Below are 25531 nucleotides of genomic sequence, written 5' to 3' on the forward strand. Positions count from 1 at the left end.
TCCGCCCCCTCTCGTATGCGTGTGTCTCCCGTAGGCCCGTGCGCTACTTCTTCGCGTTGCGCGCGAGGTCCAGTGCGTACTCCGGCCACCAGGCGCCCGCCTTCGGGCCGCCCTTGCACTCGCCGTCCGACTCACCGGGGCGCTTGATCCAGAGGAAGGCGTCGACGAGCTTCACGCCCGTCTTCGTCGTGGGCTGCTCGCCGAGCGCGCGGCCCTTCGGGTTGCACCACGCCTCCTCGTCGGCGCCCGCGCCCTCGATCGGGCCGTTCCCGTTGCGGCTGGTGTCGATGACGAAGGGCTTGTTGCCGATCATCGGGGAGATCTTCTTGCCGTAGGCGATGTTGGACTTCGTCGTCTGGTAGTTCGAGACGTTCAGCGCGAAGCCGTCGGCCTTGGCGATGCCCGCCTTGTTGAGCGGCTCGACGAGGCCGCCCGGGTCACGCACCCAGTCGGGGTTGCCCGCGTCCAGGTAGACCTTCGTCTTGGGCAGGTCCTTGAGCTTGCTGACCGCCTCGTTCAGAAGCTGGTAGCGCTCCTCGTGGAACTGCTGCGGGGTGCACCCCTCGGCCAGCAGGTGCGGGATCGAGTCGGGCTCGACGATGACCGTCGCCGACCGGTCGCCGATGCCCTTGACGACCTTGTCGAGCCACGCGCGGTACGCGCCCGCGTCCTTGGCGCCGCCCTTGCTGTACTGCCCGCAGTCGCGGTGCGGCAGGTTGTACAGCACCAGGAGCGCGCTGCGGTCGGCCTTGTCGGCGGCCTGCGTGAGCTTCTCGGTCTCGCCCTGCGGGTCCTCGGTGCCGACCCACTCGGCCACGGGCTGGCTGGCGATCTTCTTGATCAGCTTCGCGTCGCCGGACTTGTCGTCCTTCTTGTACGAGCTGAGCTGCTGGGCCGCCTTCCCCTCCGGGTTCACCCAGTACGGGGCGACGGACTTGGGGCGCTGCTGAGGAGCGCCCTCGTCCTTCCCGTCGCCGGACCCGTCGTCCGACGACGAGCATCCGGCGAGCAGCAGCAGCGTCCCCACCGCCGCACCGCTCGCGACGAGCCGAGTGCGGGCAGGACCTCGCCCGCGGCCGCCGTGATTGCCGTACATCCACTCCCCCTTGGCTGCACTTCCGGGACTCTCCCGGACCCCCATGGGACAAATCGTCGCTCCATCGTGTCACAGGGATTCGCGAACGGGAAAAGCTGTAGAACACCTGTTACGGCCGCCGTGACGCCGCTCACGTCCTGCCCAGGGCCTTGTTGACAGTGCACGCTCAGGCTGGGACTCTCCGGGCACCACATGTTCACATCGAGGCGACGGTGCGCAGGAACCCGGTGCGAATCCGGGACGGTCCCGCCACTGTGTCCGTACGCGCGCCGCGCGTACGGGAGTCAGGAACTGACCCGTCGCTTCTCCGCCAACGGGGCGTGGAAACCCCAGGAGGAGGCCCGCGGATGTCCCCGCAGACGCACACCGCGCACACGGCACCGGCCGGTTCGACGACGGCCGCCGCGATCCGTACGCGCGACGCGCTGATCGCTCTCGCCGCCGCGCTCGTCGCGCTCATCGCCCTCTACGCCGTCTTCGTCGACAACGGCCAGCTCGTCTCGGCCACCGGCGAGTATCTCCACGAGTTCTCGCACGACGGACGCCACCTCTTCGGCGCCCCCTGCCACTGAGGGGAACCGGACACCATGACGGTCTCAGCCGAGACGACTCCCTACCCCCTCCTGCCCCTCCTCGGCCGCGGGCTCGCCGCGGGCGGGCTGGCGGGACTCGCCTCCGGGCTCTTCTCCCTGCTGCTCGCCGAGCCGCTGATGGACCGCGCGATCCGGCTGGAGGAGCGGCGCGCGGCGGCCCACGAGCACGGCGGGGCGCACGGGCACGCCGCCGAGGCGGAAGAGCTGTTCACCCGGGGCACCCAGCACTTCGGGCTGGTGGTGACGGCGGTGGTCGTCGGCCTCGCGGTCGGCGTCTTCTTCGCCCTCGCCCACGCGCTCGTCCACCGCGCCGACCACGCCCGGCGCCCCTGGGAGCGCGCGGTCGCCCTCGCCGGTGCCGGGTTCCTCGCGCTCTCGCTGCTGCCCGCGCTGCGCTACCCGGCCAATCCGCCGGGCGTCGGCGACGGGGGCACGGTCCAGGAGCGCCAGGCACTGTGGGTCGCGGCCCTGGTGATCGGGGTGCTGGGGATGGTGCTGGCGTGGCAGCTCTCCGTGCGGATGGGGCGGCACGGGTTCGGTGCCCCGGCGCGCCAGCTCGCCGCCGCCGGTGCGATCGTCGGCACCCTTGCCGCGCTCTTCCTCCTCCCCGACAACCCGGACCCGGTACCGGTCCCCGCTCCCCTGCTCTGGGACTTCCGCGTCCTCTCACTGGCCTCCCACGCCCTGCTGTGGGGAGCCCTGGGAGCAACCTTCGGCCTCCTGTCGCTCCGCAGGAGAACGGAGGGCGCCCCCTAAGGGGCGCGGGGAACTGCGCGACAAGCCGCGACGCGCGGGGAGGGGTGGGCTCGGCTCGGTCGCGATGTTGGGGGCGCTCATGGTTGCGGGCTAGGACTAGTTCGGGTCCGACACCCCTGTGAGGTAGGCGGAGACGACGACGTTGGAGGAGTAGACGCGGCGGACGCGGTCGAATTCGCCGCCGCAGGTGATCAGCCGGAGTTCGGCGCGTCCCTCCTTCTCCGTCCCGTAGACCCGGTCGGCGTCGAACTCTCCGCGCCCGACGACCCGCGTGCGCTCGACAGTGAACTCCGCGACCGTGCCGTCCGCGCGCCGCACCCGTATGCCCGTGCCCGGCTTCACGGTGCTGAGCGCGTAGAAGACGGCCCGGCGCTCGTCCGTGTCCACGTGGCCGACGAGGAGCGCCGCGCCCTTCTCGCCGGGCGCGGGTCCCCGCGCGTACCAGCCGACACGGTCGGCGTGGGCGTACGCGGGGGCGTCGACGGCGCCCTCGCGGTCCACGCCGCGCCGGATCACGCGGGCGTGCACGCCGATGTCGCCGATGTCGATCCGCGTCGGCCGCGACCGCTCGTCGAGGGGGTCGTGGGCCGCGGGCAGCGGCGGCAGGCCCGCGGCGAGCCGTCCGGCGCGGGAGACGTCGCCGAGGACCGGTCCCCCGCCGCCGTCGGTCAGGTTGCGGCCCCACAGCCAGAGCCCGAGCAGCAGGACGACCCAGGCGGCGCCGGTGATCAGCCGTCCCCGCCCGGCCGTGCGGGCCTCGCCGCCGCTCGCGGACCCACCGCTCGCGGTCCCGTTCCCCTCGGCCCGTTCACCGTGCCCCGGCGCACTCCGACCGCCGCCGCCGTCCATCGGTCACGTCACCTGTCGCCGTTCGGGCGCCGGGTGCGCAGCACGTACGTGACGAACGCGGCCAGCGCGGCGCCGATCAGCACGAGGCCGCCGCCCGCGTCGAAGCCGCCGCCCGCGCCCCCGTCCGCCGTGCCGCCGCCGCCCGCGCGTACGGGCGCGGAGGGCGAGGCCGGGGAGGGGGTGGGGGTCGGAGTGGCCGTGGGCGTGGGCGTGGGGCTGGGCGACGGGGACTGCGCGCCCGCGACCGTGAACTCGCCCCGGGCGACTCCCTGCTTGCCGTCGCAGTCGACGGTGACCGTGTGCGTGCCGGGCTCGGCGGAGGCGCGGATCGTGGGCTCGCCGTAGAGCCCGCCGTCGGCGTCGGGCTTGAGGTCGACGTCCTCCTCGAAGGCGTCGGAGTAGGCGACGCCGGTGTCGCCCTCGCAGGCGTCGACGCTGATGTCGGCCTTGGCGCCGGCTGTCACCGTCTCCGGCGTGACGGTGACGCCGTCCACGCCCCGGTCCTCGCCCGGCGTCAGCGGGGGCGCGGCGCCCAGGGCCAGGGCCGCCAGCAGCGCGAGCGGAACGGCCTGGTGTCGGACCCGACGTCGTGCCGGGGCGCAGCAGGGAGCCATGGGAACCTCCGGATCCTGGTAGATCCGACGTTCCACAAGGCGGCGCCCCGCCGCATCCGGAGAGGGTCCGGAAGCGGCGGGGCGCTACTCCGTACGGGCGATATGAGCGGTACGGGCGGTACGGGCGGTATGGGCGGTACGTCCCGGTCTCAGACGCGGTCCACCAGGTCGGCGATCGAGTCGACGACGCTGGAGGGCCGGTACGGGTACCGCTCGACCTCGTCCGGCCTGGTCAGGCCCGTCAGCACCAGGAAGGTCTCCAGGCCCGCCTCCATGCCGGCCCGCACATCGGTGTCCATGCGGTCGCCGATCATGGCGCTGGTCTCGGAGTGCGCCCCGATCGCGTTGAGCCCGGCGCGCATCATCAGCGGGTTGGGCTTGCCGACGAAGTACGGGTCCTGGCCCGTCGCCTTGGTGATCAGCGCGGCGACGGAGCCCGTGGCGGGCAGGGCGCCCTCGGTGGAGGGGCCGGTCTCGTCGGGGTTGGTGGCGATGAACCGGGCGCCGTCGTTGATCAGCCGGATCGCCTTGGTCAGCGCCTCGAACGAGTACGTCCGGGTCTCGCCCAGCACCACGTAGTCCGGCTCGACGTCCGAGAGGACGTACCCCATGTCGTGCAGCGCGGTCGTGAGACCGGACTCCCCTATGACGTACGCGGTGCCGCCGGGGCGCTGGTCGTCCAGGAACTGGGCCGTGGCCAGCGCCGACGTCCAGATGTTCTCCGCGGGCACGTCGAGGCCGATCCGGGAGAGGCGGGCGTGCAGGTCACGGGGCGTGTGCATCGAGTTGTTGGTGAGCACGAGGAAGGGGCGCCCGGACTCCTTCAGCCGCTTTATGAAGGAATCGGCGCCGGGCACCGGGATCCCCTCGTGCATCAGCACACCGTCCATGTCGGTGAGCCAGGACTCGATCGGCTTGCGCTCTGCCACGTGACGGCTCCCTGCCGGTGCGTTCGGGTTCTGGCCTTCAGCGTAACCGGGAGTCGCCGGTCAGCCGATCCGTACGCCGTGCCGAGGCCCTCGGCGATCAGCTTCCGGTCGCCTCCTTCCAGTCGTCGATGTAGGAGTCGAAGTTCTTCTCGACGTCGGCCCAGTCGGGGCGGAAGATCTCGACGCCCTTCATCAGCTCGGCCAGCGCCCTGGCGTTCGCGTCGTGTGCCGTGATGTCGGAACGGACGGTGAAGCCGCCGCCCACCGACGAGACCTCGCGCTGGGGCTCCTCCCCGAGCAGGAAGTCCAGCAGCTTCTTGCCGTTCTCCGTCCGCGGCCCGCCCTTGACGAGCCCGGCCGCGTACGGCAGCGCGAACGTGGAGGGCTTGGCGCCCTTCTCCTTCGCGGGGAACCAGATGCCGAGGTTCGGCATGGAATGGGACTGGGCGTGGTTCATCTGGACGTCGCCGTTGGCCACGAGCAGCTCGCCCTTGTCGACCTTGGGCGCGAGCTTGCTGGTGGAGGAGGACGGGCCGACGTTGTTCTTCTGGAGCTTGCCCAGGTACTCCATCGCGGGCTCGCGGCCGCCGAAGTCGTGGACGGCCTTCAGGAGCAGGGCCGTTCCGTCCCCGGCGACGCCGGGCGTGGAGTACTGGAGCTTGCCCTTGAACTTGCTGTCGAGCAGGTCGTCCCAGGTGGCGGGCGCCTTCTCCAGCTCCTTGGTGTTGCGGATGAAGCCGAAGTAGTTGTTGACCAGGGGCGTCCAGCGGCCACTGGCGGCGCGCTCCTTCGCGGGCACCTTGTCGGCGCCCTCGGGCTCGTACTTCTCCAGCAGGCCCTTGCTGTCGGCCTGCTGGATGAACGGGGGCAGGGTGACGAGGACGTCGGCCTGGGTGTTGCTCTTCTCGCGGACGGCGCGCTGCACCATCTCGCCGGAGCCGCCCTCGACGTACTTCACCTCGATGCCGGTCTTCTTCTCGAAGGCCTTGAACTGCCGGTCGTACCAGCCGTCGCCCTTCTCGCCCTTGAGGCCGTCGGCGCTGTAGACGGTGACGACCTTGTCGCCGGAGGAGGCGGACCCGGTGCCGCCGCAGCCGGAGAGCGCGAGGGAGAGGGAGAGCGCGGCGGCGCCTGCGGCGGCGGCGCGGGAGGGACGTATGGACATGGGAGTGCGCCTCTCAGGAGGTCGGATCAGCGGTAGGAAGCCTTGGTACGGACGCGGGAGACGGCGAGCAGCACCAGCAGCGTCGTCGCCATCAGCACCACCGCGAGCGCGGACCCCGTGAAGAGCGAGCCCCGGTCGGTGGCGGCGAAGATCTGGACGGGCAGGGGCATCCAGTCCGGCGGGTAGAGCATCATCGTGGCGCTCAGCTCGCCCATGGACAGCGCGAAGCAGAGCCCGGCGGCGGCGTTGAGCGAGGGCAGCAGCAGCGGCAGCTTCACCCGCAACAGCACGTACGCGGGACGGGCGCCCAGCGAGGCCGCGGCCTGCTCGTACGCGGGATCGAGGCGGGCCAGCGCGGCGGAGACGGACTGGAAGGCGAACGCGGTGACGAGGACCGTGTGCGCCAGGAGCACGATCCAGCGCGTGCCGTTGAGCGTCACGGGCGGCTTGCTGTACGCCACCAGCACCGCGAGCCCGACGACGACGGACGGCACGGCGACCGGCAGCATGAACAGCGCGTCCAGGACGCGCCGTGCGCGCCTGCCGACCGCCGAGGCCGACAGCGCGGCCCAGGTGCCCAGGACGAGCGCGACGAGGCTCGCGCCGATCGCGGTCTGGAGGCTGACGCCGAGCGCGGCGAGCGACTCGCCCCGGGTGACCGCCTCGTAGTGCCCGGCGGTGGGACCGGAGGGGAAGGCGCCGCTCCAGTGCGTCGAGACCGAGGCGACCGCCACGATCAGCAGCGGCAGCGCGAACAGCGGGGCGAACAGCAGCGCGAAGACGGCCCACGCGCCCCAGCGCCCTTTACGGCTGTGCACCAGCACGGCGCCCGCTCCTTCCGAGGACGGCCCGGTAGAGCGCGTACAGCCCCACCGAGATGACGACGTTGACGGTGGCGACGACGCAGGCGGCCGCGTAGTCGGACTCCAGCATCGCCTTGCTGTAGACGAGCATCGGGAGGGTGACCACGTCCTTCGCGCCGGTGAACAGCACGATCGCGAACTCGTTCAGGCACAGGACGAGGACGAGGCTGCCGCCCGCCATCAGGGCGGGGAGCGCCTCCGGCAGGATGATCCGCCGCACGATCCGCGCGGGCCGCGCGCCCAGCGAGGACGCGGCCTCGATCTGCGCGGTGTCGAGCTGCGCGAACGCGGCGAGCAGGGGGCGCATCACGAACGGCGTGAAGTAGGTGACCTCGGCGAGCAGCACGCCCCACGGGGTGGTCAGGAAGTCGACCGGCCCGTCGGCGGCGCCCGTCGCGTCCGTCCACACCCCGTTGGCCATGCCCTTGGTCCCGTAGAGGAAGAGCAGCGCGAGGGTGATGAGGAAGGAGGGGAAGGAGAGAAAGACGTCGATGAACTTCGCGACGGCCCTGCTGCCGGGGAACGGCACGAACGCGACGACCAGCGCCAGCACGAACCCCAGCACGAGGCACCCGGCGGTCGCCCCCACCGCGATCATGACGGTGGTGAGCAGCGCGTCGCGGAAGGCGTCGGACGCGAACACCTCGCCGTAGGCCCCGGACGCGGTGGACTCCTCGACGACCAGCGCGAGCGGATAGAGGAAGATCACCGCCAGCACGGCGACGGGCGGCAGGGCCCACAGCAGCGCGCCGTGCCGCCGCGGGGACCGGCCCCCGGTACGGGCGCCCTGGAGGCGGCCGGCCCGCACCGGCACGCTCTCAGCCACGGAGCACCACCCCGTCCTCCGCCGCGAAGCGCAGCGCGACGCGCTCGCCGAGGCGCGGGGGTTCGCGCAGCTCGCCGACCTCGGCGGTCACCTCGTGCCCGTCGATCTCGGCGGTGATCCGGTGCGTGGCGCCGCGCCACTGGAGCCCGGTGACGACGCCCCGCAGGACATTGCCCCCGTCCTCGGCCCCGCCCTCGCTCTCGCTCTCGCCGAGGCCGATCCGGTGGGGGCGTACGCACAGCGTCGCGCTCTCCCCGTCCCGTACGGCGTCCCGCACGGTGTCCCCGACGCGGAGTTCCGTGCCGCCGAAGCGCACGGTGCCCCCCTCCGGGCCGCCGACCACGGGCAGCAGGTTCGCGTTGCCGACGAACGAGGCCGTGAAGGTGCCGCCGGGCCGCCGGTAGAGCCGCGAGGGCGTGCCGACGTCCTGGAGGCGGGCCTTGTCCATCACGGCGATACGGTCGGCGAGGGTGAGGGCCTCGACCTGGTCGTGCGTGACGTAGAGGATCGAGACGTCCGGCAGCTCGCGGTGCAGCCGCGCGAGTTCGGCGAGCATGCCGGACCTGAGCTGCGCGTCGAGTGCGGACAGCGGCTCGTCGAGGAGCAGCACGCCGGGGCGGATCGCGAGCGCCCGCGCGATGGCGACGCGCTGCTGCTGGCCGCCGGACAGCTCGCGCGGGTGGCGGCGCGCGTACGCGCTCATGCCCGTCATCTCCAGCGCCTCGGCGACCCGTCCGGCGATCTCGCCGCGCGGCGCCTTCTGCGCCTTGAGGCCGAACGCGACGTTGTCCTCGACGCGCATGTGCGGGAAGAGCGCGTACTGCTGGACGACCATGCCCACGCCCCGCCGGTACGGGGGCAGGTCCGTCACGTCGCGCTCGCCGATCCACACGCGCCCGCGCGCGGGGCGCACGAACCCGGCGACGGCGCGCAGCGCGGTCGTCTTGCCGGAGCCGGAGGGGCCGAGCAGGGCCATGACCTCGCCCGGCTCGACGGTCAGGTCGAAGGAGTCGAGGACGGTGTTCTCGGCGTTCCGCCCGTACGCCACCGACACCTCGTCGAAGCGGATCCCGGAGGCGCTCACGTCCCCTCCCGTACGTCCAGCTCGTCGAGCAGCTCGGGGAGCCCGGCCACCGAGCCGAGGACGTGGGTGGCGCCGGCTCCGCGCAGCTCGTCCTCGCCGTGCGCGCCGGTCAGCACCCCGGCCACCGCGCCGGCGCCCGCGCGGATCCCGGAGCGCATGTCGTACGCGGTGTCGCCCGCGACGGCGATCTCGCGCACGTCGTCGGCGGCGCCGGTGCGCAGCAGCGCCGCGAGCACCATGTCGGGGTACGGGCGCCCGCGCCCGGCGGGGCCGGTGTCGGCCGGGCAGAGGGTCAGTTCAACGAGGTCGCGCCAGCCGAGCGCGTCGAGGATCGCGTCCTGCGTGACGCGCGCGAAGCCGGTGGTCAGCACGACCGTTCGGCCCGCGTCCCGCATCCGGCCGATCGCCTCGCGCGCCCCGTCGACCGGCGCGCAGTGGCCCTCGCCGACGAGCTGCCCGTACGCGCGCTCGAACTCGGCGTTCGCGCGCCGGGCCTTGTCCTCGTCGCCCCCGAACAGGTGCCGGAAGACGGAGATCTTGGACTCGCCCATGGTGGCGCGGACGTAGGCGAGCATCTTCTCGCTCTCGGGCGTGCCGGGTTCGACGCCGAGGAGGGAGGACGCGGCGGTGAACGCGCGCTCGACGAGGCCGTCGTCGGCGACGGTGGTCCCGGCCATGTCGAGCACGACGAGTTTGGCGGTGTGCGGCGTGGTGGGGCTCATGGTCACCATCCCAGTTCGTTCGCGGTCTGTTCGGCGATGGCGGGCGAGCAGGTCATGCCGCGCCCGCCGGGCCCGGTCACCAGCCACGCGCCCGCGCCGACCTCCTGGCGGTGCACGACGCGCCCCGGCTCGGCGCACTGCGCGTACACCCCGGCCCAGCGCTGCCGCACGGGCGGCAGCGGACGGCCGAGCAACTTCTCGACGACGGCGGCGAGGTGCCCGTACGGCTCCTCCTCGACGTCGAAGCGGAACGGGGTCTCGTACTCGTGGGTGTCGCCGATCGTCAGCGAGCCGTCGCGCCGCTGCACCATGAGCAACTGCATCTTGTGCAGGGCGGCGACCGGCGTCTGGTCCTGCGCCGCGGCCATCGCGTCGAGCGCGGGGCCGCCGTACGCGGGGTAGTAGCGGAAGCTGTCCCCGTCGGCGACCGAGGTCGTCAGCTCCTCGCCCAGCGGCTCGGTCTGCATCATCTGCAACCGCACGCGCCGTACGGGCAGTTCGGGCACCAGCTCGCGCACCAGGCCGCCGAGCCACGCGCCGGTGCAGAGCACGACGGCGTCGCCCTCGTGGGTCCCGCCCCGGTCGTCGCGCACGCCGGGACGTCCTTCGAGCAGCGCGCGGACCTCGCGCCCGCCGAGGAACGTGTAGCGGCCGGGCGCGGCGGCGCGCAGCGCGTCCTGGAGCGCGCGCTGCGCGGTGCGCGGCTCGACGGCCGCGTCGCGCTCGCACCACAGCCCGCCGAGCACGGCCTCCCCGCGCAGCGCGGGGTTGAGGGCGCGGACCTCCTCGGGGCCGAGCAGCTTGTAGCCGCGCGCGGCGGCGTCGGGGCGGGCGGCGGAGGCGCGCGCCACCGCCAGCTCCGCCTCGGTGGTGACGGCGGTCAGCGAGCCGTTGGGGCGGAAGCCCAGGTCCGGCACGCGGGCGCCGATCTCCTCCCACAGCTCGCGGGCGCGCAGCGCCGCCTCCAGCTCGGGCCCGTCGGCGCGGCCGCCGACCCAGACCAGGCCGAAGTTCCGTACGGAGGCGCCGCGCGCCTGCTCCTCGCGCTCGATGTGGACGACCTCGTGGCCGCGCTCCACGGCATGCCAGGCGTGCATGGTGCCCAGCACCCCGGCTCCGACAACTATGACTCGCATGCCGTGAACGATCGCGGCGCCGCGTGACACCGGGGCGACGGCCGGGTGAACTGGGCCGGAAGTTTGGCCCAGACCCGTTATCGTTCTGTGATCCGTAGGGAGCGGTAGGCCTGGTCGCCTGGTCGCCGGGTCAGCTCACCGAGAACCGGGAGAGGACCGCGCGGGCGGCGGCGACGGGGTCGTCGCCCAGCTCCGGCGGCAGCGCGCCGCCGATCCACAGCGCGGCGAACCCGTGCACGACGGACCAGGCGGCCACCTCGGCCGACTCCCGCTCCTCGGCGGACCCGGCCCGCCCGTCGGGGGGCAGGGCGGCGAGCGCGGCGCCCAGCCGCGCGTCGGCACGGTCGCGGGCCGCCGTGACCAGCGGATCGTCGGCGCGGTAGAGCCCGGGCTGGAACATCACCGCGAAGTGCGCCGGCCGCTCGACGGCGAACCGTACGTACGCGACGCCCGACTCCAGCAGATCGTCACCGGCGGCTTCGAGCGCGTCGGCGAGCAGCTCGTACCCCTCGGCGGCGAGCGCGGTGAGCAGCCCGGTCCGGTCCTTGAAGTGGTGCGCGGGCGCGGCGTGCGAGACGCCCGCGCGCCGGGCCAGCTCGCGCAGGCTGAGCGCGGCGGGCCCGTCGCGCTCGATCATCTCGGCCGCCGCGGCGAGCAGGGCACGGCGCAGGTCTCCGTGGTGGTACGGCATGGAGCGAGCCTATCTTGCCATTGACAAGATGGGGAGCGAGCGGGAATCTTGACAGTGTCAAGACTCGGAGGAGGTTCGCCATGGAACCCCTGATCGCCCTGCTCGTGGGATTCGGCGGCGCCCGGCTGACCGGGCTGGCGGGCGTGGAGGCGCTGGACAGTTGGCAGCCCTCGCTGCGCGTCGGACTCGCGCTGATGTTCCTGCTCACCGGGTTCGCGCACTTCCACCCGAAGCTGCGCGCCGACCTCGTCGGCATGGTGCCGCCCGCGCTGCCGCGCCCGGACCTGATGGTGACGGCCACGGGCGTGCTCGAACTCGTGGGCGCGGCCGGGCTGCTGCTCCCCGCCACCGCACGGTGGGCGGCGGCCTGCCTGGGCCTGCTGCTGATCGCCATGTACCCGGCGAACGTCTCGGCCGCGAGACGAGGCGTGGCCCAGGGAGATCCCCTGCTCCCCCGCACCCTGCTCCAACTCGTGTTCATCGGCGCGGCGGTTCTCGTGCTGGTCTGAAGAGCGCCCCGTCAGGGGCGCGGGGAACTGCGCGAGCAACCACGACGACGGCGCAGCCCGCGACGCACCGCACGGGGCACCCCCGACACAGCCCCGGCGCAGCCCCGGCCCAGCCCCGGCCCAGCCCCGGCCCAGCCCCGGCCCAGCCCCGGCCCAGCCCCGGCCCAGCCCCGAAAAAGCTAGCCCTCAAGCCGGACGCTGAAGCTGAAGCGGTCCCCCCGGTAGAGCAGGCGGACGCGTTCGAGGGGGCGCCCCTCCTCGTCCCGCGAGGCCCGGTGGATGAGCAGCATCGGCAGGCCCGGCGGCGTCCCGATCAGCAGGGCCTCGCGCGGGGTGGCCAGCACGGTCTCCAGCCGCTCGTCCGCGTCACCGAGGCACAGCCCCATCTCCTCCCGGAGATAGCCGTAGAACGACGAGTCGGGCTCGAAGTCCCGGTCCAGCCTCGGCACCCGTTCGACGGCGATGTACGTGCTCTCCAGCCCGACCCGCTCGTCGTCCGCGAACAGCACCCGTTCCAGGTGCCACACGCTCTCCCCCGCGCCGATCGCCAGCTCCCGCGCCAGCGCCGGGGGGCAGGGGTGCCGTTCGAGGCCGATGAGCGTACGCCCCGGCGTACGGCCCTGCTTCCGCACGCCCTCCGTGTAGCTCGCCAGCGCCAGCGGCTGCTCCATCTTCGGCCCCGCGACCACCGTGCCGCGGCCCGAACGGCGCAGCCGCCCCTCCAGCAGCAGTTCGCGCAGCGCCTGGCGGACGGTCTCGCGCGACACCTCGTACCGCAGGGCGAGTTCGCGCTCGGTGGGCAGCACGCCGCCCTCCCCCAGCTCGTCGAGGAGCGGCGCGATCCGGGCCTTCAGCCAGTAGTACTTCGGCACCCGCCCGTGCTCGGGTATACCCGCACGGACGGGCGCGCTGCCGTCCTCGGGGATCTCGTACGGGACGGTGCGTTCGCGAGAGGTAGCCACCTCGGCATCCTCGCAGGCCGCCGGGGCGCGGGGCGGCTAGCGCCGGGCCGCGCCGACCGTGAACCGGTACGGAGCGGACTCCCCCACCCACTCCCCGTCCGCACCGCGCCGCTGCACCGAACTGACGCTCGCCCGCACGCCGTTGCCGCCCTCCGTGCCCTCGGCGAACCGCATCTGGACCCGCACGGAGGCGGTGCCGCCCGGCTGGAGCGCGTAGCCGTGGAAACCGGGGGCCGTGAAGACGCCGACGTTCTCGCCGGGCCCGGTGTGCCGGAACCGCACGGGGCGCCACGTACCGCCCGGGTCCCGGAACCGGACCTGGATCTGAGCGGGCCGCAGCGCCTTCCGCCGGTCGAGCAGCACCAGGATCGGGTGGACGGCGGCACAGCGCCCCCGCGCGTCGTTCCGCATCTCGATCCGGAACCCGCGCCGGCCCCCGCCCGGCGCGTACGCGGCGGGGCCGCCGGTCACCCGCGTGCCGAGCGCGAACCGCGCCTTCCCGGGCGCCACGCAGCGCGGCACCTCGGGCACCTCCGGCGCGGAGGAGGCGGAGGCGACGGCAGCGGCGGAAGCGGGCGCGCCCCCGAGCAGGACGGGCAGCGCCAGCAACGCGGACCCGAGCACGACGGCCCTACGGAACAAACGGAATCGCATGGAGACGGCCCTCTCAGCGAACGGGGACGGGGACGGGGCAGGGCGGGACGGCAGGAACGGGAATCCGGGAGGGAGCGAGGGCGGAGACGGAAGGGCGGGGGGCAGGGATCGTGTCCGGAACATCCCCGTTCGTGGCCCCCGCGCCCGGCCCGCGCCGCGCGGACGACCCGTACGGCGCACACCGCGCCCCGGTCGTTTCCCTGTCACCAGCCGCTTTGCGAGGCTGGGGCCATGACACGTATGGACGCCTCCGTCACCCCGCTCCGCGTCGGCCTCCTCGGCTACGGCCTGGCGGGATCCGTCTTCCACGCCCCGCTGATCGCGACGACGCCCGGCCTCGCGCTCGACACCGTCGTCACCTCCGACCCGGAACGGCAGGTCCGCGCCCGCACCGCCGGAGGCCGCGACGCCGACGACGTCCGTACGGTCGCCACCGCCGACGAGCTGTTCGCCCGCGCGGACGAGCTGGACCTCGTGGTGGTCGCGACGCCGAACAAGACCCACGTCTCCCTCGCCCGGCAGGCCCTGGAGGCCGGGCTCCCGGTCGTCGTCGACAAGCCGCTCGCGGCGACGGCCGCCGAGGCCGAAGCGCTCGCGGACCTCGCCGACGAACGGGGCCTGCTCCTGTCCGCCTTCCAGAACCGCCGCTGGGACAACGACTTCCTCACCCTCCGCTCCCTCCTGGACGGGGGCGCGCTCGGCGAGGTGCAGCGCTTCGAGTCCCGCTTCGAGCGCTGGCGGCCGAAGCCCAAGGGCGGCTGGCGCGAGTCGGGCGACCCGGCGGAGATCGGCGGCCTCCTCTACGACCTGGGCAGCCACCTCGTCGACCAGGCCCTCACCCTCTTCGGCCCGGCCGCGTCCGTCTACGCGGAGACCGACGTCCGCCGGGCAGGCGCCGAGGCCGACGACGACAGCTTCATCGCCGTCACCCACGCCGGCGGCGTCCGCTCCCACCTGTGGATGAGTGCCACGGCGGCGCAGCTCGGGCCCCGCTTCCGGGCGCTGGGCAGCGAGGCCGCGTACGTGAAGTACGGCCTCGACCCGCAGGAGGCCTCCCTGCGCGAGGGAGCCCGCCCGGCGCCGGGCCTGCCGTGGGGCGTGGAGCCGGTGTTCGCCTGGGGCACCCTCGGCACCGTCGACGGAACCCGGCCCGTGCCCACGCTCGACGGTGCCTACCCGGCGTACTACGACGCCGTCGCCGTGGCCCTGCGCGAGGGCACGCCCCCGCCGGTCACCGCCCGCGAGGCGGCGGCGGCCCTCCGCGTGCTGGAGGCCGCCCGCCTCTCGGCGACGGAGTCCCGCGTGGTGAGCCTCCGCTAGGGGGTGTCTGACCAATGCCCGCGGCGTCGCGGTGTCCGGCACCCCCTAGGCCACGGCCCGGCTCCTCAGGCCGACTTCAGCAACTGCCGCTGACGCCCGAGCCCCTCGATCTCCACCTCCACCACATCGCCGTCCCGGAGATAGGGCTTGGGCTCGGCCATGCCCATGGCCACGCCCGCGGGGGTGCCGGTGTTGATCACATCGCCCGGGTACAGCGTCATGAACTGGCTGAGATAGCGGACCACCTCCGCCACCGGGAAGATCTGCTCGGCGCTGGTGCCGTCCTGCCGGAGCTCGCCGTTGACCCACAGGCGCAGATCGAGCGCCTGGGGGTCCGGCACCTCGTCGGCCGTCACGAGCCAGGGGCCCAGGGGGTTGAACGTCTCGCAGTTCTTCCCCTTGTCCCACTGGCCGCCGCGCTCGATCTGGAAGGCACGCTCCGACACGTCGTTCGCCACCGCGTATCCCGCGACGGACGCCAGCGCCTCCTCGTGCGACCCCAGATACCGCGCCGTACGCCCGATGACGACCGCCAGCTCGACCTCCCAGTCGGTCTTCTCGCTGCCGCGCGGGATCAGCACGGTGTCGTGCGGACCGACGACGGTGTCGGGCGCCTTCATGAACACGATCGGCTCGGCGGGCACGGCGGCGCCCGTCTCCCGGGCGTGGTCGTGGTAGTTCAGCCCGATGCACACGATCTTGCCGATGCGGCCGAGCGGCGGGCCCACCCGCAGGCTCTCCGCCTCGCCCTCGCCGCCGCCCGGCAGTTCGGGAAGGGCGCCGCCCTCCGCCGCCACCCGCAGCCGGTCCATGGCGGCGGCGTCGGCGAGCAGGTCACCGTCGATGTCCGGCACAAGTCCCGACAGGTCCCGGAGCGTTCCGGACGCGTCGAGCAGCGCGGGCCGCTCCGCTCCCACCGAACCTATGCGCAGCAGTTTCACGTGCCTCTCCCCTCACAGCGGTTTGTCAGATCCTCCAAGGCTTCGTTCATGTCGGCAAGACCCGGTTCACCTGCTGGACGCCCCTCCCCCGGACGCCCGGAGCTTCCCGCGCCTCCCGGCCGCCCCCGCGGCACGCGCGGCGTCCCCCGTCGCGTCCCCCGTCGCGCCGCCGCGCCGCCCGGCCTCCTCCGGCGGCTTCCCGGCGCCGAGCGCGGCCCGCTCGACGGCCGTCCACGTCGTCGACGTCACGACGTAGAGCGCGGCGGCCAGCGGCACCACGGCCACCGTGATCAGCGTCCCGAAGGCGAGCAGCGACAGGTACCGGAACGGTCCCGTCATACCCGTCGCGCTCTGCGCCGCGAGCCTCCTTCCCCGCAGATACGTCCAGGTCGCCACCGCTCCCGTCAGGACGAACAGCCCCACGTACACCAGCCCGTGCGCCCCGAACACCCCGCCGTCGCCCAGCGCGTCCGTCCACCGGCCGCCGAGCGGAGCCCCGAGCAGGGTGTGGCCCAGCAGGCCGTCGTCCGTCGTGAACAGGTGGTACATCGCGAAGAACACGGGCAGTTGGAGCAGCAGCGGCAGACAGCCCGCCGCGGGCGACACCCCCTCCTTCTTGTAGACGGCGCCCATCTCGCGGCGCAGCCGTTCCGGGTCGTTCTTGTGCTTGCGCTGGAGCTCCGCGACGCGCGGCGCCAGCCGGGCCCTCACCCGCTCTCCCCGCACCGCCGCGCGGGCCAGGGGATGGAGCGCGAGGCGGACGGCCAGCGTGCAGGCCACGATGGCGGCGGCGGTGGCGGCACCGCCGAAGAGAGGGGCGAGCGCGTCCGAGAGGGACGCGACGAGCGAGGCGAATACGGACATGGGGTGAGCCCTCCACGGGTCCCGTCGTGCCGGATGGAGACAGATCGGCGTGACGAGCCACGGGGGCTCAGCCCGGCGGAACGCCGGGAGAGAGGGAGCGTGAGCGCGCGGGCGAGCCCTACGTGGCCGTCGGTATTCGACGGCCCGGTGCTCGGGGGCGCGGACGCCCCGAGGCGTCCGGATCCCGCTGCGGGAGGAAGGCGGTGCGCCGCTCACGGTCGCGTATCGCCGTGCGGATGCGTCCTGGGGCCAGTGCGGGCGCCGCGTCGGCCCCGGCCAGCGCGAGGCAGAGCAGGGTGACGGCACCCGTGGCCGCGGCGGCGGCCAGCGCCGTGCCCAGCCCGCTCTGCGTGATGAGGAATCCGGCGGCAAGGACCATCAGGGCGACGGCGCACATCCGCCAGGCGCTCAACATCCGGTAGACCATCCGTCCCCCCTTCCTTCCGCCCGACGTGCCACACCCGTACGACTCCCGTACGCGCGTGGCCTTTTCACCACGACACCACGCTAACGCCCGCCACTGACAACGGGTTCCCGGCCCGTCGCCGCCCCGCCGTCCGGCCCGTCGCCGCCCCGCCGTCCGGCCCGACGTCGGCCCGCCATCGCCCCGTCATCGCCCCGTCGCCGCCCCAGGTCAGACCCCGAAGAACCGCGCCACCGTGTAGATCGCGAGGCCCGCCAGCGAGCCCACCACCGTGCCGTTGATCCGGATGAACTGGAGGTCGCGCCCGATGTGGGCCTCGATCTTCTTCGAGGTGTGCTCGGCGTCCCAGCCGGCCACGGTCTCCGAGATCAGCGAGGTGATCTCGTCGCGGTAGGTCGTCACGAGATAGACCGCGGCGCCCTCGACCCAGCCGTCGACCTTGCCCTGGAGGCGGCCGTCGTTCGCCATCCGCATGCCGAGCGAGAGCAGCGCCGTCCGTGCCCGTACGCGCAGTTCGCTGCGCTCGTCCTCGGCCGCCGCCACCAGCATCGAGCGCACCGCGCTCCACGCGGAGGCGATCAGGTCCTGCACCTCGGAGCGGTCCAGCACCTCGTTCTTGAGCCGCTCGACCCGGGCCCGGGTCTCCGGGTCGGACTGCAGGTCGCGGGCGAAGTCGGAGAGGAAGCGGTCCACGGCGCCGCGCGCCGGGTGGTCCGGCATGTCCCGCATCTCGGTGACGAAGCGCAGCAGTTCGCGGTAGACGCGCTCGCCGATCCGGCGGTCCACGAAGCGCGGCGTCCAGCCGGGCGCCCCGCCCTCGACGGCCTCCATCACCGAGTCCCTGTGCACCTCCAGCCAGTGCGCGGCGCGCTCGCACACGAGGTCCACGATCCGCCGGTGGCCGCCGTCACCGACGATCTTCTCCAGCATCGTGCCGAGCCCCGGCGCGATCTCCTGCGCGTGTGCGCGGCGCGTGATGGCCTCGCTCACCACCGCCTGGACGTCCGAGTCGCGCAGCACGGTGAGCGCCCCGCGCAGCGCGGTCGCCAGCTCGGCCGTGACCCGGTCGGCGTGCGCGGGCTCGGCGAGCCAGGCGCCGAGCCTGTTGCCGATGCCGACGGCACGCAGCCGCGCCCGTACGACGTCCTCGGAGAGGAAGTTCTCCCCCACGAACTCGCCGAGGCTCTGTCCGAGCTGGTCCTTCTTCGTCGGGATGATCGCCGTGTGCGGGATCGGCAGGCCCATGGGGTGCCGGAAGAGGGCCGTGACCGCGAACCAGTCGGCGAGCGCGCCGACCATCCCGGCCTCGGCCGCCGCCGCGACGTATCCGGTCCAGCCGCCGGCGCCCGCGTGCTGCGCCCACTTGGCCAGCGCGAAGACCGTCGCCATCAGGAGCAGCGCTCCGGTCGCGATGGTCTTCATCCGGCGCACCCCGCGCCGCCGCTCCTCGTCGGCCGCGGTGAACCCGCCGATGCCGCCGATGCCCCCGGGGCCGCCGCTGCCTCCGCGCCCCTTCGGCCCTCTCCGGCCGGGGGCCGCGCCGGGTGCCGAGGCCGGAGTACGGGCCCCGGCAGCCACCTCCCCGTCGGCCCCTTCTGCGCGCTCAGCCTCCCCGTTCTCCTCGTTGTCCCCGTTCCCGCCGCTCGCGCCGGGCTCGGACGGGCCGCGTGTGAGAGCCCTCACATGGGCATCATCACGACCAGCCAGCTCGCCCTCATTTGTCCGATCCATCCGCTCCACGCCATCCTCACCCGGGGCATCCCACGCATATTCTCCCTCGCTCTTCCACGAAGGGAACGGTCGGCCGGTTTCCGGCGTCTGTGTGTTCGGGTGATGGCGTCGCCGTGGTCGCCGCCCCTCCCGTCGTCCCGGCCCCCGGCGGAGGCCGTACGCCAATCGTGGGATCATGACACCGCCGACCACTCGGAGCCTCGGGCTCCGCCAGCCCGAGGAGAAACATCGCGCATGACCAGGAACATGGGTTATGCCCTGCTCGCCGGACTAGCGGCAATCGTGGTCCTCGTCTCGACCGCGATATTCATCGGTATCGGCAGCGGCAACGACGGCCTGGACGAGGGTTCGCCCCAGGCCCGTAACTCGGCGGCGCCCGCCTCCTCGGGCAACTGGGTCGGCACCTGGTCGGCGGCAGCGGCGGCGGCCGAGCCGAACACCAAGGACGGCTTCGCCGACATGTCGATACGGAACGTCGTGCACACCTCGGTCGGCGGCACCGGCGCCCGTATCCAGCTCTCCAACCTCTTCGGCAACCGCCCGCTGACGATCTCGCACGCCACCATCGCGCTCGCCGCGGCGCCCAGCAATCCCACGGCCGCCGCGGGCACGATGCGCCGCCTCAGCTTCGGCAACAAGTCGTCCGTGACCATCCCGGCCGGCGGCGAGGTCACCAGCGACGCGGTCCGGCTCAATGTGCCGCACGCCGCCGACCTGCTGGTCACCACGTACTCGCCGACCCCCTCGGGCCCGGTGACCTACCACCCGTACGCCCGCCAGACCGGTTACGTCGCCGAGGGCGACAAGGCCGAGGAGCTGTCGGGTGCCGCGTTCGACCAGCAGAGCCAGTACTGGCGCTATCTGACCGCCGTGGACGTGTGGAGCGCGGAGACCGAGGGCGCGGTGGCGGTCCTGGGCGACTCGATCACCGACGGCATCACCTCCAGCCCGGGCGCCAACCGCCGCTGGACGGACTTCCTCGCCGAGCGCCTGCGTACCGAGCGTGGCGCGCCGCGGTACAGCGTGCTCAACAGCGGCGTCAGCGGCAACCGCATCCTCGTGGACGGCAGCAAGTTCTCGCCCAACAACGGCCCCAGCGCGCTGACCAGGATGAATCGCGACGTCCTGTCCCGTACGGGCGTGAAGACCGTCTTCATCGAGATGGGCCTCAACGACGTCATCAAGATCCCGCGCCAGCGCGACCCGCAGAAGATCGTGGACGGTCTGCGCGAACTGGTGAAGCAGGCGCACACGCGTGGCCTGCGGGTCGTCGGCTCCACGCTCACGCCGTTCGGCGGGCACCGGGGATACACCCCGCGCATGGACGCCGTGCGCCAGCGGGTCAACGAGCAGATCCGGGGCGGCAAGATCTTCGACGCGGTCGTGGACTTCGACGCCGCGCTGCGCGACCCGGCCCGCCCCGAACGGCTGCGCGCCGCCTACGACTCGGGCGACCACCTGCACCCGAGCGACAACGGCTACCGCGCCATGGCCGACGCCGTGAACCTCAAGCTCCTCAAGGGCTCGTCCCCGGCACGGCTCTGAGCCCGCGCACCACCTCGGCGCTCACCCCTCCGCGTACATCCGTGCGATGACGTCCTCGATGTCCGGCTCCCTGACCGACAGGTCCACCAGCGGATAGCCGTCCGCGATCTGGGAGACGATCGGCGCCGCGCTCGCCGAGGCGGGGAACGCGAGCCACTGGCGCGGGCCCTCCGTCCGTACGGTCCGCGCCCCGCTCACTCCTTCGATCGGGGGGAGTGCGCGTTCGAGGTCCACCACCAGCGTGCGCTCGCTCTCGCCCACCTCGTGGAGCCCGGCGAGCGCCCCGTCGTACATCAGCCTGCCGTGGTCGATGACCATCACGCGCTTGCAGAGCTGCTCGATGTCGGTCAGGTCATGCGTGGTGAGGAGGACGGTCGTGCCTTTCTCGGCGTTCAGGTCGCGCAGGAACTCCCGTACGCGCACCTTGCTGATGACGTCGAGCCCGATCGTCGGCTCGTCCAGGTACAGCACGTCCGGGTCGTGCAGCAGCGCCGCGGTGATGTCGCCGCGCATCCGCTGCCCCAGCGAGAGCTGCCGTACGGGCACGTCGAGCAGGCCGTCCAGCTCCAGGAGTTCGACGCAGCGCTCCAGGTTCGCCCGGTAACGCGCGCCGGGCACCCGGTACATCCGGCGGACCAGGTCGAACGAGTCGCGCAGCGGCAGGTCCCACCAGAGCGTGGTGCGCTGGCCGAAGACGACGCCGATGCGCCGGACCAGGCGCGTGCGCTCGCGCGAGGGGTCGAGACCCGCGACCCGTAGCCGGCCGCCGCTGGGCGTCAGGATGCCGGTCAGCATCTTGATCGTGGTCGACTTCCCGGCGCCGTTCGGACCGATGTAGCCGACCATCTCGCCGCGCGGCACGGAGAAGGAGATCCCGCCGACGGCGCGCACCTCCCGCTTCGTGCGCCGGAACGTGCCGCTCTTGCGCCGCACCTGGAAGACCTTCTCCAGGTCCTCCACCTCGATGAATCCGTCACTCATCCGTGCCCGTCCCCTCCTCAGCTCCCGGTACTCCGATAGGCACGCAGCCCCGTACGCCACGCCAGGCCCGCCAGCGCGCAGAAGAGCAGCGCGACGGCGGGCGAGGCGAAGTCCACCCAGCCGGGCAGGCCGAGCGGGTCGTCCCGGCCGAGCACGCGCAGCGCGGGCAGCCAGTTGACGAAGGCCAGCGGCACCACGAACGTGACCCCGCGCACCAGGTCCTTCGCGAAGATCGTCGGCGGGTACTGGAGCAGCGTCGTGCCCCCGTACGTGAAGGAGTTCTGCACCTCGGCCGCGTCCTGCGCGAAGAACTGGAACGCGGCGCCGAACACGAAGACGCAGCCGAAGATCACGAAGCCGCAGAAGATCATCATCGCGATCATCAGGACCTTCCACGGCGCCCAGTCGGTCTCCAGCCGCCACAGCGCCCAGCCCAGCACCAGCGCGCCCTGCGTGATCCGCGAGACGCGGCGCAGCGCGAACTGGTCGGCCGCGATCTGGCTGAGCACCGGCACGGGCCGCATCAGCAGCACGTCCATGGTCCCGTCGCGCACCCGTCTGCCGACCCGTTCGAGGTTGCCCAGCAACAGGTCGGAGAGTCCGAAGGCCACGGTGGACGTCCCGTAGAGGAACGCGACCTCGGGCAGGGAGAAGCCGCCGAGCGCGTCCACGTGAGCGAACATGATCATGATCGCGGCGAAGTCCGCGAACGTCATCACGCCGCTGACCACCGTGACGATCGCGAACGACGCGCGGTACGCCATCGTCGAGCGCATCCACATCCGCACGATGAAGCCGTACGCCCGCAGCCCCCAGAGCGCCCGTGCCACGGGGCTCTCGGCCACCCTGGTCTCAGCCACCCTGGACCACCACCCTCCGCATCGCGACGGCCTGGAGCAGCCGCCCGGCGCCCAGCAGCACCACAGCCCACCCCGCCTGGAACGCCAGCGCGCCCGCGAGCCCGGCCCCGACGTGCTGCTGGAGGAGCACGTCGGCGGGCACCTGGAGCGTGGCCGCCCAGGGCAGCACGCTCACCACGTCCCCGAAGCCGCCCGGGAAGACGGTGAGCGGCAGCAGCATCCCCGAGAAGAAGATGCTCAGCAGCATGCTCAGCCCGTTGACGCCCGTGGAGTCGAGCAGCCAGAAGGTGCTGAGCGCGAAGAGGTAGCGCAGCGCGAAGCTCACGACGACACCGAGGGCGGTCGCGAGCAGGAACAGCAGCCACACCAGCGGGGAGCCGGGGAGCGCGAGGTCGAAGGCGAGCGCCCCCACGAGTATCGGCACGATGCCCCGGCCGAGCAGGTGGAAGGCGGCCCGCCCCAGATCGGCCGCGAGCCACCACATCTGCAGATCGACGGGCCGGTACAGGTCGATGGCCACATCGCCGGTGCGGATGCGCTCCTGCAGCTCGTCCTGGAAGCCGCCGCCCATGATCGCCGCGGTGGCGAGCAGCCCCTGTCCGATCCAGACGAAGGCCAGTGCCTGGGCCTGGTCGTATCCGCCGAGGTGGGGGCGGGTGTCCCAGAGGGCGATGAAGGTGTACGCGAGGATGAAGCCGAAGACCGTGTTCGTGAACACACCGGCGGCTGTAGCGACACGGTATGTCGCATACCGCCGGAAACTGCTCACCGCTACGGCGAAATAGAGACGGAAAAGACGCATCCTTTCGAGCCCCTCCACCGTCTTCCTAGTAGCACTTCCGTACGAGAACGAAGCGACGGAGCCTAGTCCGGACCAGGCCGGGCCGACGAACGATTTTCTCGCGCGACGGGTGACGGGGCGGGGCCAAACGGCCCATCAGGGGGTCCGGACTGGTGTGCCCCGGCCCTGTCAATCGATGCGGATGGTGCGACAGTGTTCTACGGGGCGTACACGGGAATCGCCCGACATCGGACGAGGAGTCCCTGGAGACATGAGCGACGAACCGAACAGCGAGGCCGAAGGCTGGGAGCCGAGGCCCGAAGGTGCGTCCGAGGAGAACGGCAAGAAGCGCCGTCGCACCGGCTGGCGCCGCGTCATCCCCACGTGGCGGATGGTGCTCGGCGGCGTGCTGCTGATCCTCCTGCTCGTCTCCGGCGCGATGGTCGCCGGATATCTGCTGGTCAGCATCCCTGAGCCGAACAAGGCGGCGGCCGCGCAGACCAATGTCTATCTCTACGCCGACGGCACCCAGATCGCCCGCGACGGCAAGGTCAACCGGGAGAACATCAGCCTCGCGCAGGTCCCCAAGCGCGCCCAGCACGCGGTGCTCGCCGCCGAGGACCGGGACTTCTACCACGAGTCGGCGATCGACCCGAAGGCCATGCTCCGCGCGGGCTGGAAGACCCTCACGGGCGGCGACCGGCAGGGCGGTTCGACGATCACGCAGCAGTACGTGAAGAACTACTACCTGAACCAGGAACAGACGGTCACCCGTAAGGCCAAGGAGTTCTTCATCTCGCTCAAACTCGATCGTGAGGTGAGCAAGGACGATGTCCTCCAGGGCTATCTGAACACCAGCTACTTCGGCCGGAACGCCTACGGCATCCAGTCCGCCGCGCACGCCTACTACGGCAAGGACGTCAGCGACCTGACCACCGCCGAGGGCGCGTACCTCGCGGCGCTCGTCAACTCCCCGAACGCGTACGACACCCGCGCCCATCCCGAGAACCGCAAGCGGGCCGTCGCCCGCTGGAACTACGTGCTCGACGGCATGGTCAAGGAGGGCTGGCTGGAGGAGTCCAAGCGGGAGAAGATGAAGTTCCCCGAGCCGGACCGCGCCAAGCCGCCGAACAACATGTCGGGACAGCGCGGCTATCTCGTCGAGGCCGTCAAGAACTACCTGATCAGCAACAAGATCATCGACGAGCAGCGGCTCGCCGCGGGCGGATTCCGCATCACGACCACCCTGCAGCCCAAGAAGCAGAAGGCGATGCGCGACGCCGTCGACAAACGGCTGATGGACCAGCTCGACAAGAAGGGCCGCAAGGTCGACAAATACGTCCGCGCGGGCGGCTCCTCCGTCGATCCCAAGACGGGCAAGGTCGTCGCGATGTACGGCGGTATCGGCTACACCAAGCAGTACGTCAACAACGCCACCCGCCGCGACTACCAGGTCGGCTCGACCTTCAAGCCGTTCATCTTCACCTCCGCCGTCCAGAACAAGTCCAAGACCCAGGACGGCGTCCCCATCACCGCGCGCACCATCTACGACGGCACGAACAAGCGCGAGGTCATGAGCGACGGCCGCGGCACCGACTACGCACCGGAGAACGAGGACCACAGGTCGTACGGCCAGATCCCCGTCACCACCGCCATGGACAAGTCGGTGAACTCTGTCTTCGCGCAGATGGGCGTCGACGTCGGCCCCCGGAAGGTCAAGAACACCGCGATCGACCTCGGCGTCCCCCGGGGCGTGCCGAACATGCCCGAGGACGGCTCGATCGCCCTCGGCGTCACCACCGCCTCGACGCTCGACATGGCCGAGGCGTACGCGACGCTCGCCAACCACGGCAAGCACGGCCACTACCGCCTCGTGGAGAAGATGACCCGGGGCGGCGAGGTCGTCGAGCTGCCCGAGCAGGATGCCAAGCAGGCCGTGCCGCGCGTGGCCGCCGACTCCACGACGGCCATCCTGCGCAGCGTCGTCAAGGGCGGCACCGGCACCGCGGCGCAGGCGGCGGGCCGCCCGGCCGCGGGCAAGACGGGTACGGCCGAGGAGGACAAGGCCGCCTGGTTCGCGGGCTACACCCCGGAGCTGTCCACGGTGATCGCCGTGATGGGCCAGGACTCCAAGAGCGGCGTCCAGAAGCCCCTGTACGGCGCCGCGGGCAAGGCCCGTATCAACGGTGGCGGCTTCCCCGCCGAGATCTGGGGCGCCTACACCAAGGCGGCGCTCGACGGCACTCCGGTGCGCGACTTCAAGCTCGAAACCGACGGCCAGTCCGCCGATCTGCCGAACACCCAGCCGCCCACCACGCAGGCGCCCACGACCCGGCCGCCGGAGACCGAGGACCCGACCACCCCGCCGCCTTCCTCCGAGGAGCCGCCGGAGACCCCGACCAAGCCCGAGCCGCCGAGCACCAAGCCCCCGGAGACCCCGACGGTGCCTCCGGAGATCGGCGGCGTGGACGGCGGCGACGTGATCGGCGGCGACGACGGAGGGGTCGTCGGCGGCGACACGGGAGGTGATCCCGGCGGAGCCGCCGCCAACGGCGATCCGAACGGCGGGGCGTGGGACGGCGGCAACACCGCCGACGGCGCCCCGGGCGGGGGCTGGTGATCCTCCCGGTGCTCC

At 72.6% G+C, this 25531-nt stretch carries 26 protein-coding genes and 1 riboswitch; of the genes, 6 read left to right on the top strand and 20 right to left on the bottom strand.

Annotation, left to right across the window (positions count from 1 at the left end):
• Window positions 1–43 precede the first annotated feature (43 nt).
• On the bottom strand, window positions 44–1096 hold the full coding sequence (locus ABD343_RS27390; RefSeq protein WP_344531998.1) for a glycoside hydrolase family 6 protein: 1053 nt from the start codon (window positions 1094–1096) through the stop codon (window positions 44–46).
• A 193-nt stretch (window positions 1097–1289) separates the two neighbouring features.
• Window positions 1290–1411, top strand: a riboswitch (cobalamin riboswitch).
• Between the two features lie 32 nt (window positions 1412–1443).
• Here ABD343_RS27390 and ABD343_RS27395 point away from each other — a divergent pair.
• Both ABD343_RS27395 and ABD343_RS27400 read left to right on the top strand, forming a co-directional pair.
• On the top strand, window positions 1444–1668 hold the full coding sequence (locus ABD343_RS27395) for a CbtB domain-containing protein (protein ID WP_344531999.1): 225 nt from the start codon (window positions 1444–1446) through the stop codon (window positions 1666–1668).
• Window positions 1669–1683: 15 nt separating this feature from the next.
• Complete coding sequence (locus ABD343_RS27400) at window positions 1684–2445, top strand: CbtA family protein (RefSeq protein WP_344532000.1); 762 nt, start codon at window positions 1684–1686, stop codon at window positions 2443–2445.
• A 96-nt stretch (window positions 2446–2541) separates the two neighbouring features.
• Here the strand turns inward: ABD343_RS27400 and ABD343_RS27405 are convergent, their stop codons facing one another.
• From ABD343_RS27405 to ABD343_RS27450, 10 genes are all read right to left on the bottom strand, one after another.
• Complete coding sequence (locus ABD343_RS27405) at window positions 2542–3294, bottom strand: class F sortase (RefSeq protein ID WP_344532001.1); 753 nt, start codon at window positions 3292–3294, stop codon at window positions 2542–2544.
• Between the two features lie 8 nt (window positions 3295–3302).
• The gene (locus ABD343_RS27410; RefSeq protein WP_344532002.1) at window positions 3303–3908 is read right to left on the bottom strand and encodes a hypothetical protein; all 606 of its coding nucleotides are present in this window, start codon (window positions 3906–3908) and stop codon (window positions 3303–3305) included.
• A 149-nt stretch (window positions 3909–4057) separates the two neighbouring features.
• Window positions 4058–4837, bottom strand: a complete 780-nt coding sequence (locus ABD343_RS27415) for an HAD-IIA family hydrolase (protein WP_344532003.1) — start codon at window positions 4835–4837, stop codon at window positions 4058–4060.
• 97 nt (window positions 4838–4934) lie between these two features.
• Entirely contained in the window at window positions 4935–6002 is a 1068-nt protein-coding gene (locus ABD343_RS27420; RefSeq protein WP_344532004.1) for a 2-aminoethylphosphonate ABC transporter substrate-binding protein, read from the bottom strand.
• Window positions 6003–6028: 26 nt separating this feature from the next.
• Window positions 6029–6826: an ABC transporter permease gene (locus ABD343_RS27425; RefSeq protein WP_344532005.1), complete on the bottom strand. Its 798-nt coding sequence runs from the start codon at window positions 6824–6826 to the stop codon at window positions 6029–6031.
• Window positions 6807–7673 (bottom strand): 2-aminoethylphosphonate ABC transporter permease subunit, encoded by an 867-nt coding sequence (locus ABD343_RS27430; RefSeq protein ID WP_344532266.1) that lies wholly within the window; start codon window positions 7671–7673, stop codon window positions 6807–6809. Before ABD343_RS27430 ends, ABD343_RS27425 begins: the two co-directional genes overlap by 20 nt.
• Window positions 7674–7683: 10 nt before the next feature.
• Window positions 7684–8775 (bottom strand): ABC transporter ATP-binding protein, encoded by a 1092-nt coding sequence (locus ABD343_RS27435; protein WP_344532006.1) that lies wholly within the window; start codon window positions 8773–8775, stop codon window positions 7684–7686.
• Window positions 8772–9506 carry a phosphonatase-like hydrolase gene (locus tag ABD343_RS27440; protein ID WP_344532007.1) on the bottom strand — a complete coding sequence of 245 codons (735 nt, stop codon included), beginning with the start codon at window positions 9504–9506 and terminating at the stop codon, window positions 8772–8774. Before ABD343_RS27440 ends, ABD343_RS27435 begins: the two co-directional genes overlap by 4 nt.
• Entirely contained in the window at window positions 9500–10633 is a 1134-nt protein-coding gene (locus ABD343_RS27445) for a TIGR03364 family FAD-dependent oxidoreductase (RefSeq protein WP_344532008.1), read from the bottom strand. Before ABD343_RS27445 ends, ABD343_RS27440 begins: the two co-directional genes overlap by 7 nt.
• Before the next feature lie 130 nt (window positions 10634–10763).
• The gene (locus ABD343_RS27450; protein ID WP_344532009.1) at window positions 10764–11324 is read right to left on the bottom strand and encodes a TetR/AcrR family transcriptional regulator; all 561 of its coding nucleotides are present in this window, start codon (window positions 11322–11324) and stop codon (window positions 10764–10766) included.
• Between the two features lie 80 nt (window positions 11325–11404).
• Here ABD343_RS27450 and ABD343_RS27455 point away from each other — a divergent pair, with 80 nt between their 5' ends.
• Window positions 11405–11833 (top strand): DoxX family protein, encoded by a 429-nt coding sequence (locus ABD343_RS27455; protein WP_344532010.1) that lies wholly within the window; start codon window positions 11405–11407, stop codon window positions 11831–11833.
• A gap of 179 nt (window positions 11834–12012) precedes the next feature.
• Here ABD343_RS27455 and ABD343_RS27460 read toward each other — a convergent pair whose 3' ends face one another.
• The gene (locus ABD343_RS27460; protein ID WP_344532011.1) at window positions 12013–12795 is read right to left on the bottom strand and encodes a GntR family transcriptional regulator; all 783 of its coding nucleotides are present in this window, start codon (window positions 12793–12795) and stop codon (window positions 12013–12015) included.
• Window positions 12796–12831: 36 nt separating this feature from the next.
• The gene (locus ABD343_RS27465; protein ID WP_344532012.1) at window positions 12832–13449 is read right to left on the bottom strand and encodes a hypothetical protein; all 618 of its coding nucleotides are present in this window, start codon (window positions 13447–13449) and stop codon (window positions 12832–12834) included.
• Between the two features lie 231 nt (window positions 13450–13680).
• Between ABD343_RS27465 and ABD343_RS27470 the strand changes: the two genes are divergently transcribed.
• Complete coding sequence (locus ABD343_RS27470) at window positions 13681–14769, top strand: Gfo/Idh/MocA family protein (protein WP_344532013.1); 1089 nt, start codon at window positions 13681–13683, stop codon at window positions 14767–14769.
• A gap of 65 nt (window positions 14770–14834) precedes the next feature.
• Here ABD343_RS27470 and ABD343_RS27475 read toward each other — a convergent pair whose 3' ends face one another.
• The 4 genes from ABD343_RS27475 to ABD343_RS27490 form a co-directional block, all read right to left on the bottom strand.
• A complete protein-coding gene (locus ABD343_RS27475; protein ID WP_344532014.1) occupies window positions 14835–15710 on the bottom strand; it encodes a fumarylacetoacetate hydrolase family protein in 876 nt (291 codons plus the stop codon).
• A gap of 66 nt (window positions 15711–15776) precedes the next feature.
• Window positions 15777–16574 carry a YidC/Oxa1 family membrane protein insertase gene (locus ABD343_RS27480; protein ID WP_344532015.1) on the bottom strand — a complete coding sequence of 266 codons (798 nt, stop codon included), beginning with the start codon at window positions 16572–16574 and terminating at the stop codon, window positions 15777–15779.
• Between the two features lie 118 nt (window positions 16575–16692).
• Window positions 16693–17001: a DUF6412 domain-containing protein gene (locus ABD343_RS27485; protein WP_344532016.1), complete on the bottom strand. Its 309-nt coding sequence runs from the start codon at window positions 16999–17001 to the stop codon at window positions 16693–16695.
• Between the two features lie 207 nt (window positions 17002–17208).
• Complete coding sequence (locus ABD343_RS27490) at window positions 17209–18729, bottom strand: DUF445 domain-containing protein (protein WP_344532017.1); 1521 nt, start codon at window positions 18727–18729, stop codon at window positions 17209–17211.
• A 234-nt stretch (window positions 18730–18963) separates the two neighbouring features.
• On the opposite strand from ABD343_RS27490, the gene ABD343_RS27495 reads away from it, so the two are divergent.
• The gene (locus tag ABD343_RS27495) at window positions 18964–20274 is read left to right on the top strand and encodes an SGNH/GDSL hydrolase family protein (RefSeq protein ID WP_344532018.1); all 1311 of its coding nucleotides are present in this window, start codon (window positions 18964–18966) and stop codon (window positions 20272–20274) included.
• A 21-nt stretch (window positions 20275–20295) separates the two neighbouring features.
• Here the strand turns inward: ABD343_RS27495 and ABD343_RS27500 are convergent, their stop codons facing one another.
• The 3 genes from ABD343_RS27500 to ABD343_RS27510 form a co-directional block, all read right to left on the bottom strand.
• Window positions 20296–21255 carry an ABC transporter ATP-binding protein gene (locus ABD343_RS27500; protein ID WP_344532019.1) on the bottom strand — a complete coding sequence of 320 codons (960 nt, stop codon included), beginning with the start codon at window positions 21253–21255 and terminating at the stop codon, window positions 20296–20298.
• A gap of 17 nt (window positions 21256–21272) precedes the next feature.
• Entirely contained in the window at window positions 21273–22037 is a 765-nt protein-coding gene (locus tag ABD343_RS27505) for an ABC transporter permease (protein WP_344532267.1), read from the bottom strand.
• 70 nt (window positions 22038–22107) lie between these two features.
• Window positions 22108–22917, bottom strand: a complete 810-nt coding sequence (locus ABD343_RS27510; RefSeq protein WP_344532020.1) for an ABC transporter permease — start codon at window positions 22915–22917, stop codon at window positions 22108–22110.
• Window positions 22918–23167: 250 nt separating this feature from the next.
• Between ABD343_RS27510 and ABD343_RS27515 the strand changes: the two genes are divergently transcribed.
• Window positions 23168–25516, top strand: coding sequence for a transglycosylase domain-containing protein (locus ABD343_RS27515; protein ID WP_344532021.1), 2349 nt, complete (start codon window positions 23168–23170; stop codon window positions 25514–25516).
• Window positions 25517–25531: the final 15 nt, after the last annotated feature.

Source organism: Streptomyces albiaxialis (assembly GCF_039530985.1).
Classification (GTDB): Bacteria; Actinomycetota; Actinomycetes; order Streptomycetales; family Streptomycetaceae; genus Streptomyces; species Streptomyces albiaxialis.

Excerpts from the sequence above, each read along its gene's own strand:
- ABD343_RS27390 (WP_344531998.1), bottom strand. The coding sequence starts at position 1,096 with ATGTACGGCAATCACGGCGGCCGCGGGCGAGGTCCTGCCCGCACTCGG.
- ABD343_RS27395 (WP_344531999.1), top strand. The coding sequence starts at position 1,444 with ATGTCCCCGCAGACGCACACCGCGCACACGGCACCGGCCGGTTCGACG.
- ABD343_RS27400 (WP_344532000.1), top strand. The coding sequence starts at position 1,684 with ATGACGGTCTCAGCCGAGACGACTCCCTACCCCCTCCTGCCCCTCCTC.
- ABD343_RS27405 (WP_344532001.1), bottom strand. The coding sequence starts at position 3,294 with ATGGACGGCGGCGGCGGTCGGAGTGCGCCGGGGCACGGTGAACGGGCC.
- ABD343_RS27410 (WP_344532002.1), bottom strand. The coding sequence starts at position 3,908 with ATGGCTCCCTGCTGCGCCCCGGCACGACGTCGGGTCCGACACCAGGCC.
- ABD343_RS27420 (WP_344532004.1), bottom strand. The coding sequence starts at position 6,002 with ATGTCCATACGTCCCTCCCGCGCCGCCGCCGCAGGCGCCGCCGCGCTC.
- ABD343_RS27440 (WP_344532007.1), bottom strand. The coding sequence starts at position 9,506 with ATGGTGACCATGAGCCCCACCACGCCGCACACCGCCAAACTCGTCGTG.
- ABD343_RS27445 (WP_344532008.1), bottom strand. The coding sequence starts at position 10,633 with ATGCGAGTCATAGTTGTCGGAGCCGGGGTGCTGGGCACCATGCACGCC.
- ABD343_RS27450 (WP_344532009.1), bottom strand. The coding sequence starts at position 11,324 with ATGCCGTACCACCACGGAGACCTGCGCCGTGCCCTGCTCGCCGCGGCG.
- ABD343_RS27455 (WP_344532010.1), top strand. The coding sequence starts at position 11,405 with ATGGAACCCCTGATCGCCCTGCTCGTGGGATTCGGCGGCGCCCGGCTG.
- ABD343_RS27465 (WP_344532012.1), bottom strand. The coding sequence starts at position 13,449 with ATGCGATTCCGTTTGTTCCGTAGGGCCGTCGTGCTCGGGTCCGCGTTG.
- ABD343_RS27470 (WP_344532013.1), top strand. The coding sequence starts at position 13,681 with ATGACACGTATGGACGCCTCCGTCACCCCGCTCCGCGTCGGCCTCCTC.
- ABD343_RS27480 (WP_344532015.1), bottom strand. The coding sequence starts at position 16,574 with ATGTCCGTATTCGCCTCGCTCGTCGCGTCCCTCTCGGACGCGCTCGCC.
- ABD343_RS27485 (WP_344532016.1), bottom strand. The coding sequence starts at position 17,001 with ATGGTCTACCGGATGTTGAGCGCCTGGCGGATGTGCGCCGTCGCCCTG.
- ABD343_RS27490 (WP_344532017.1), bottom strand. The coding sequence starts at position 18,729 with ATGGATCGGACAAATGAGGGCGAGCTGGCTGGTCGTGATGATGCCCAT.
- ABD343_RS27495 (WP_344532018.1), top strand. The coding sequence starts at position 18,964 with ATGACCAGGAACATGGGTTATGCCCTGCTCGCCGGACTAGCGGCAATC.
- ABD343_RS27500 (WP_344532019.1), bottom strand. The coding sequence starts at position 21,255 with ATGAGTGACGGATTCATCGAGGTGGAGGACCTGGAGAAGGTCTTCCAG.
- ABD343_RS27505 (WP_344532267.1), bottom strand. The coding sequence starts at position 22,037 with ATGTGGATGCGCTCGACGATGGCGTACCGCGCGTCGTTCGCGATCGTC.
- ABD343_RS27510 (WP_344532020.1), bottom strand. The coding sequence starts at position 22,917 with ATGCGTCTTTTCCGTCTCTATTTCGCCGTAGCGGTGAGCAGTTTCCGG.
- ABD343_RS27515 (WP_344532021.1), top strand. The coding sequence starts at position 23,168 with ATGAGCGACGAACCGAACAGCGAGGCCGAAGGCTGGGAGCCGAGGCCC.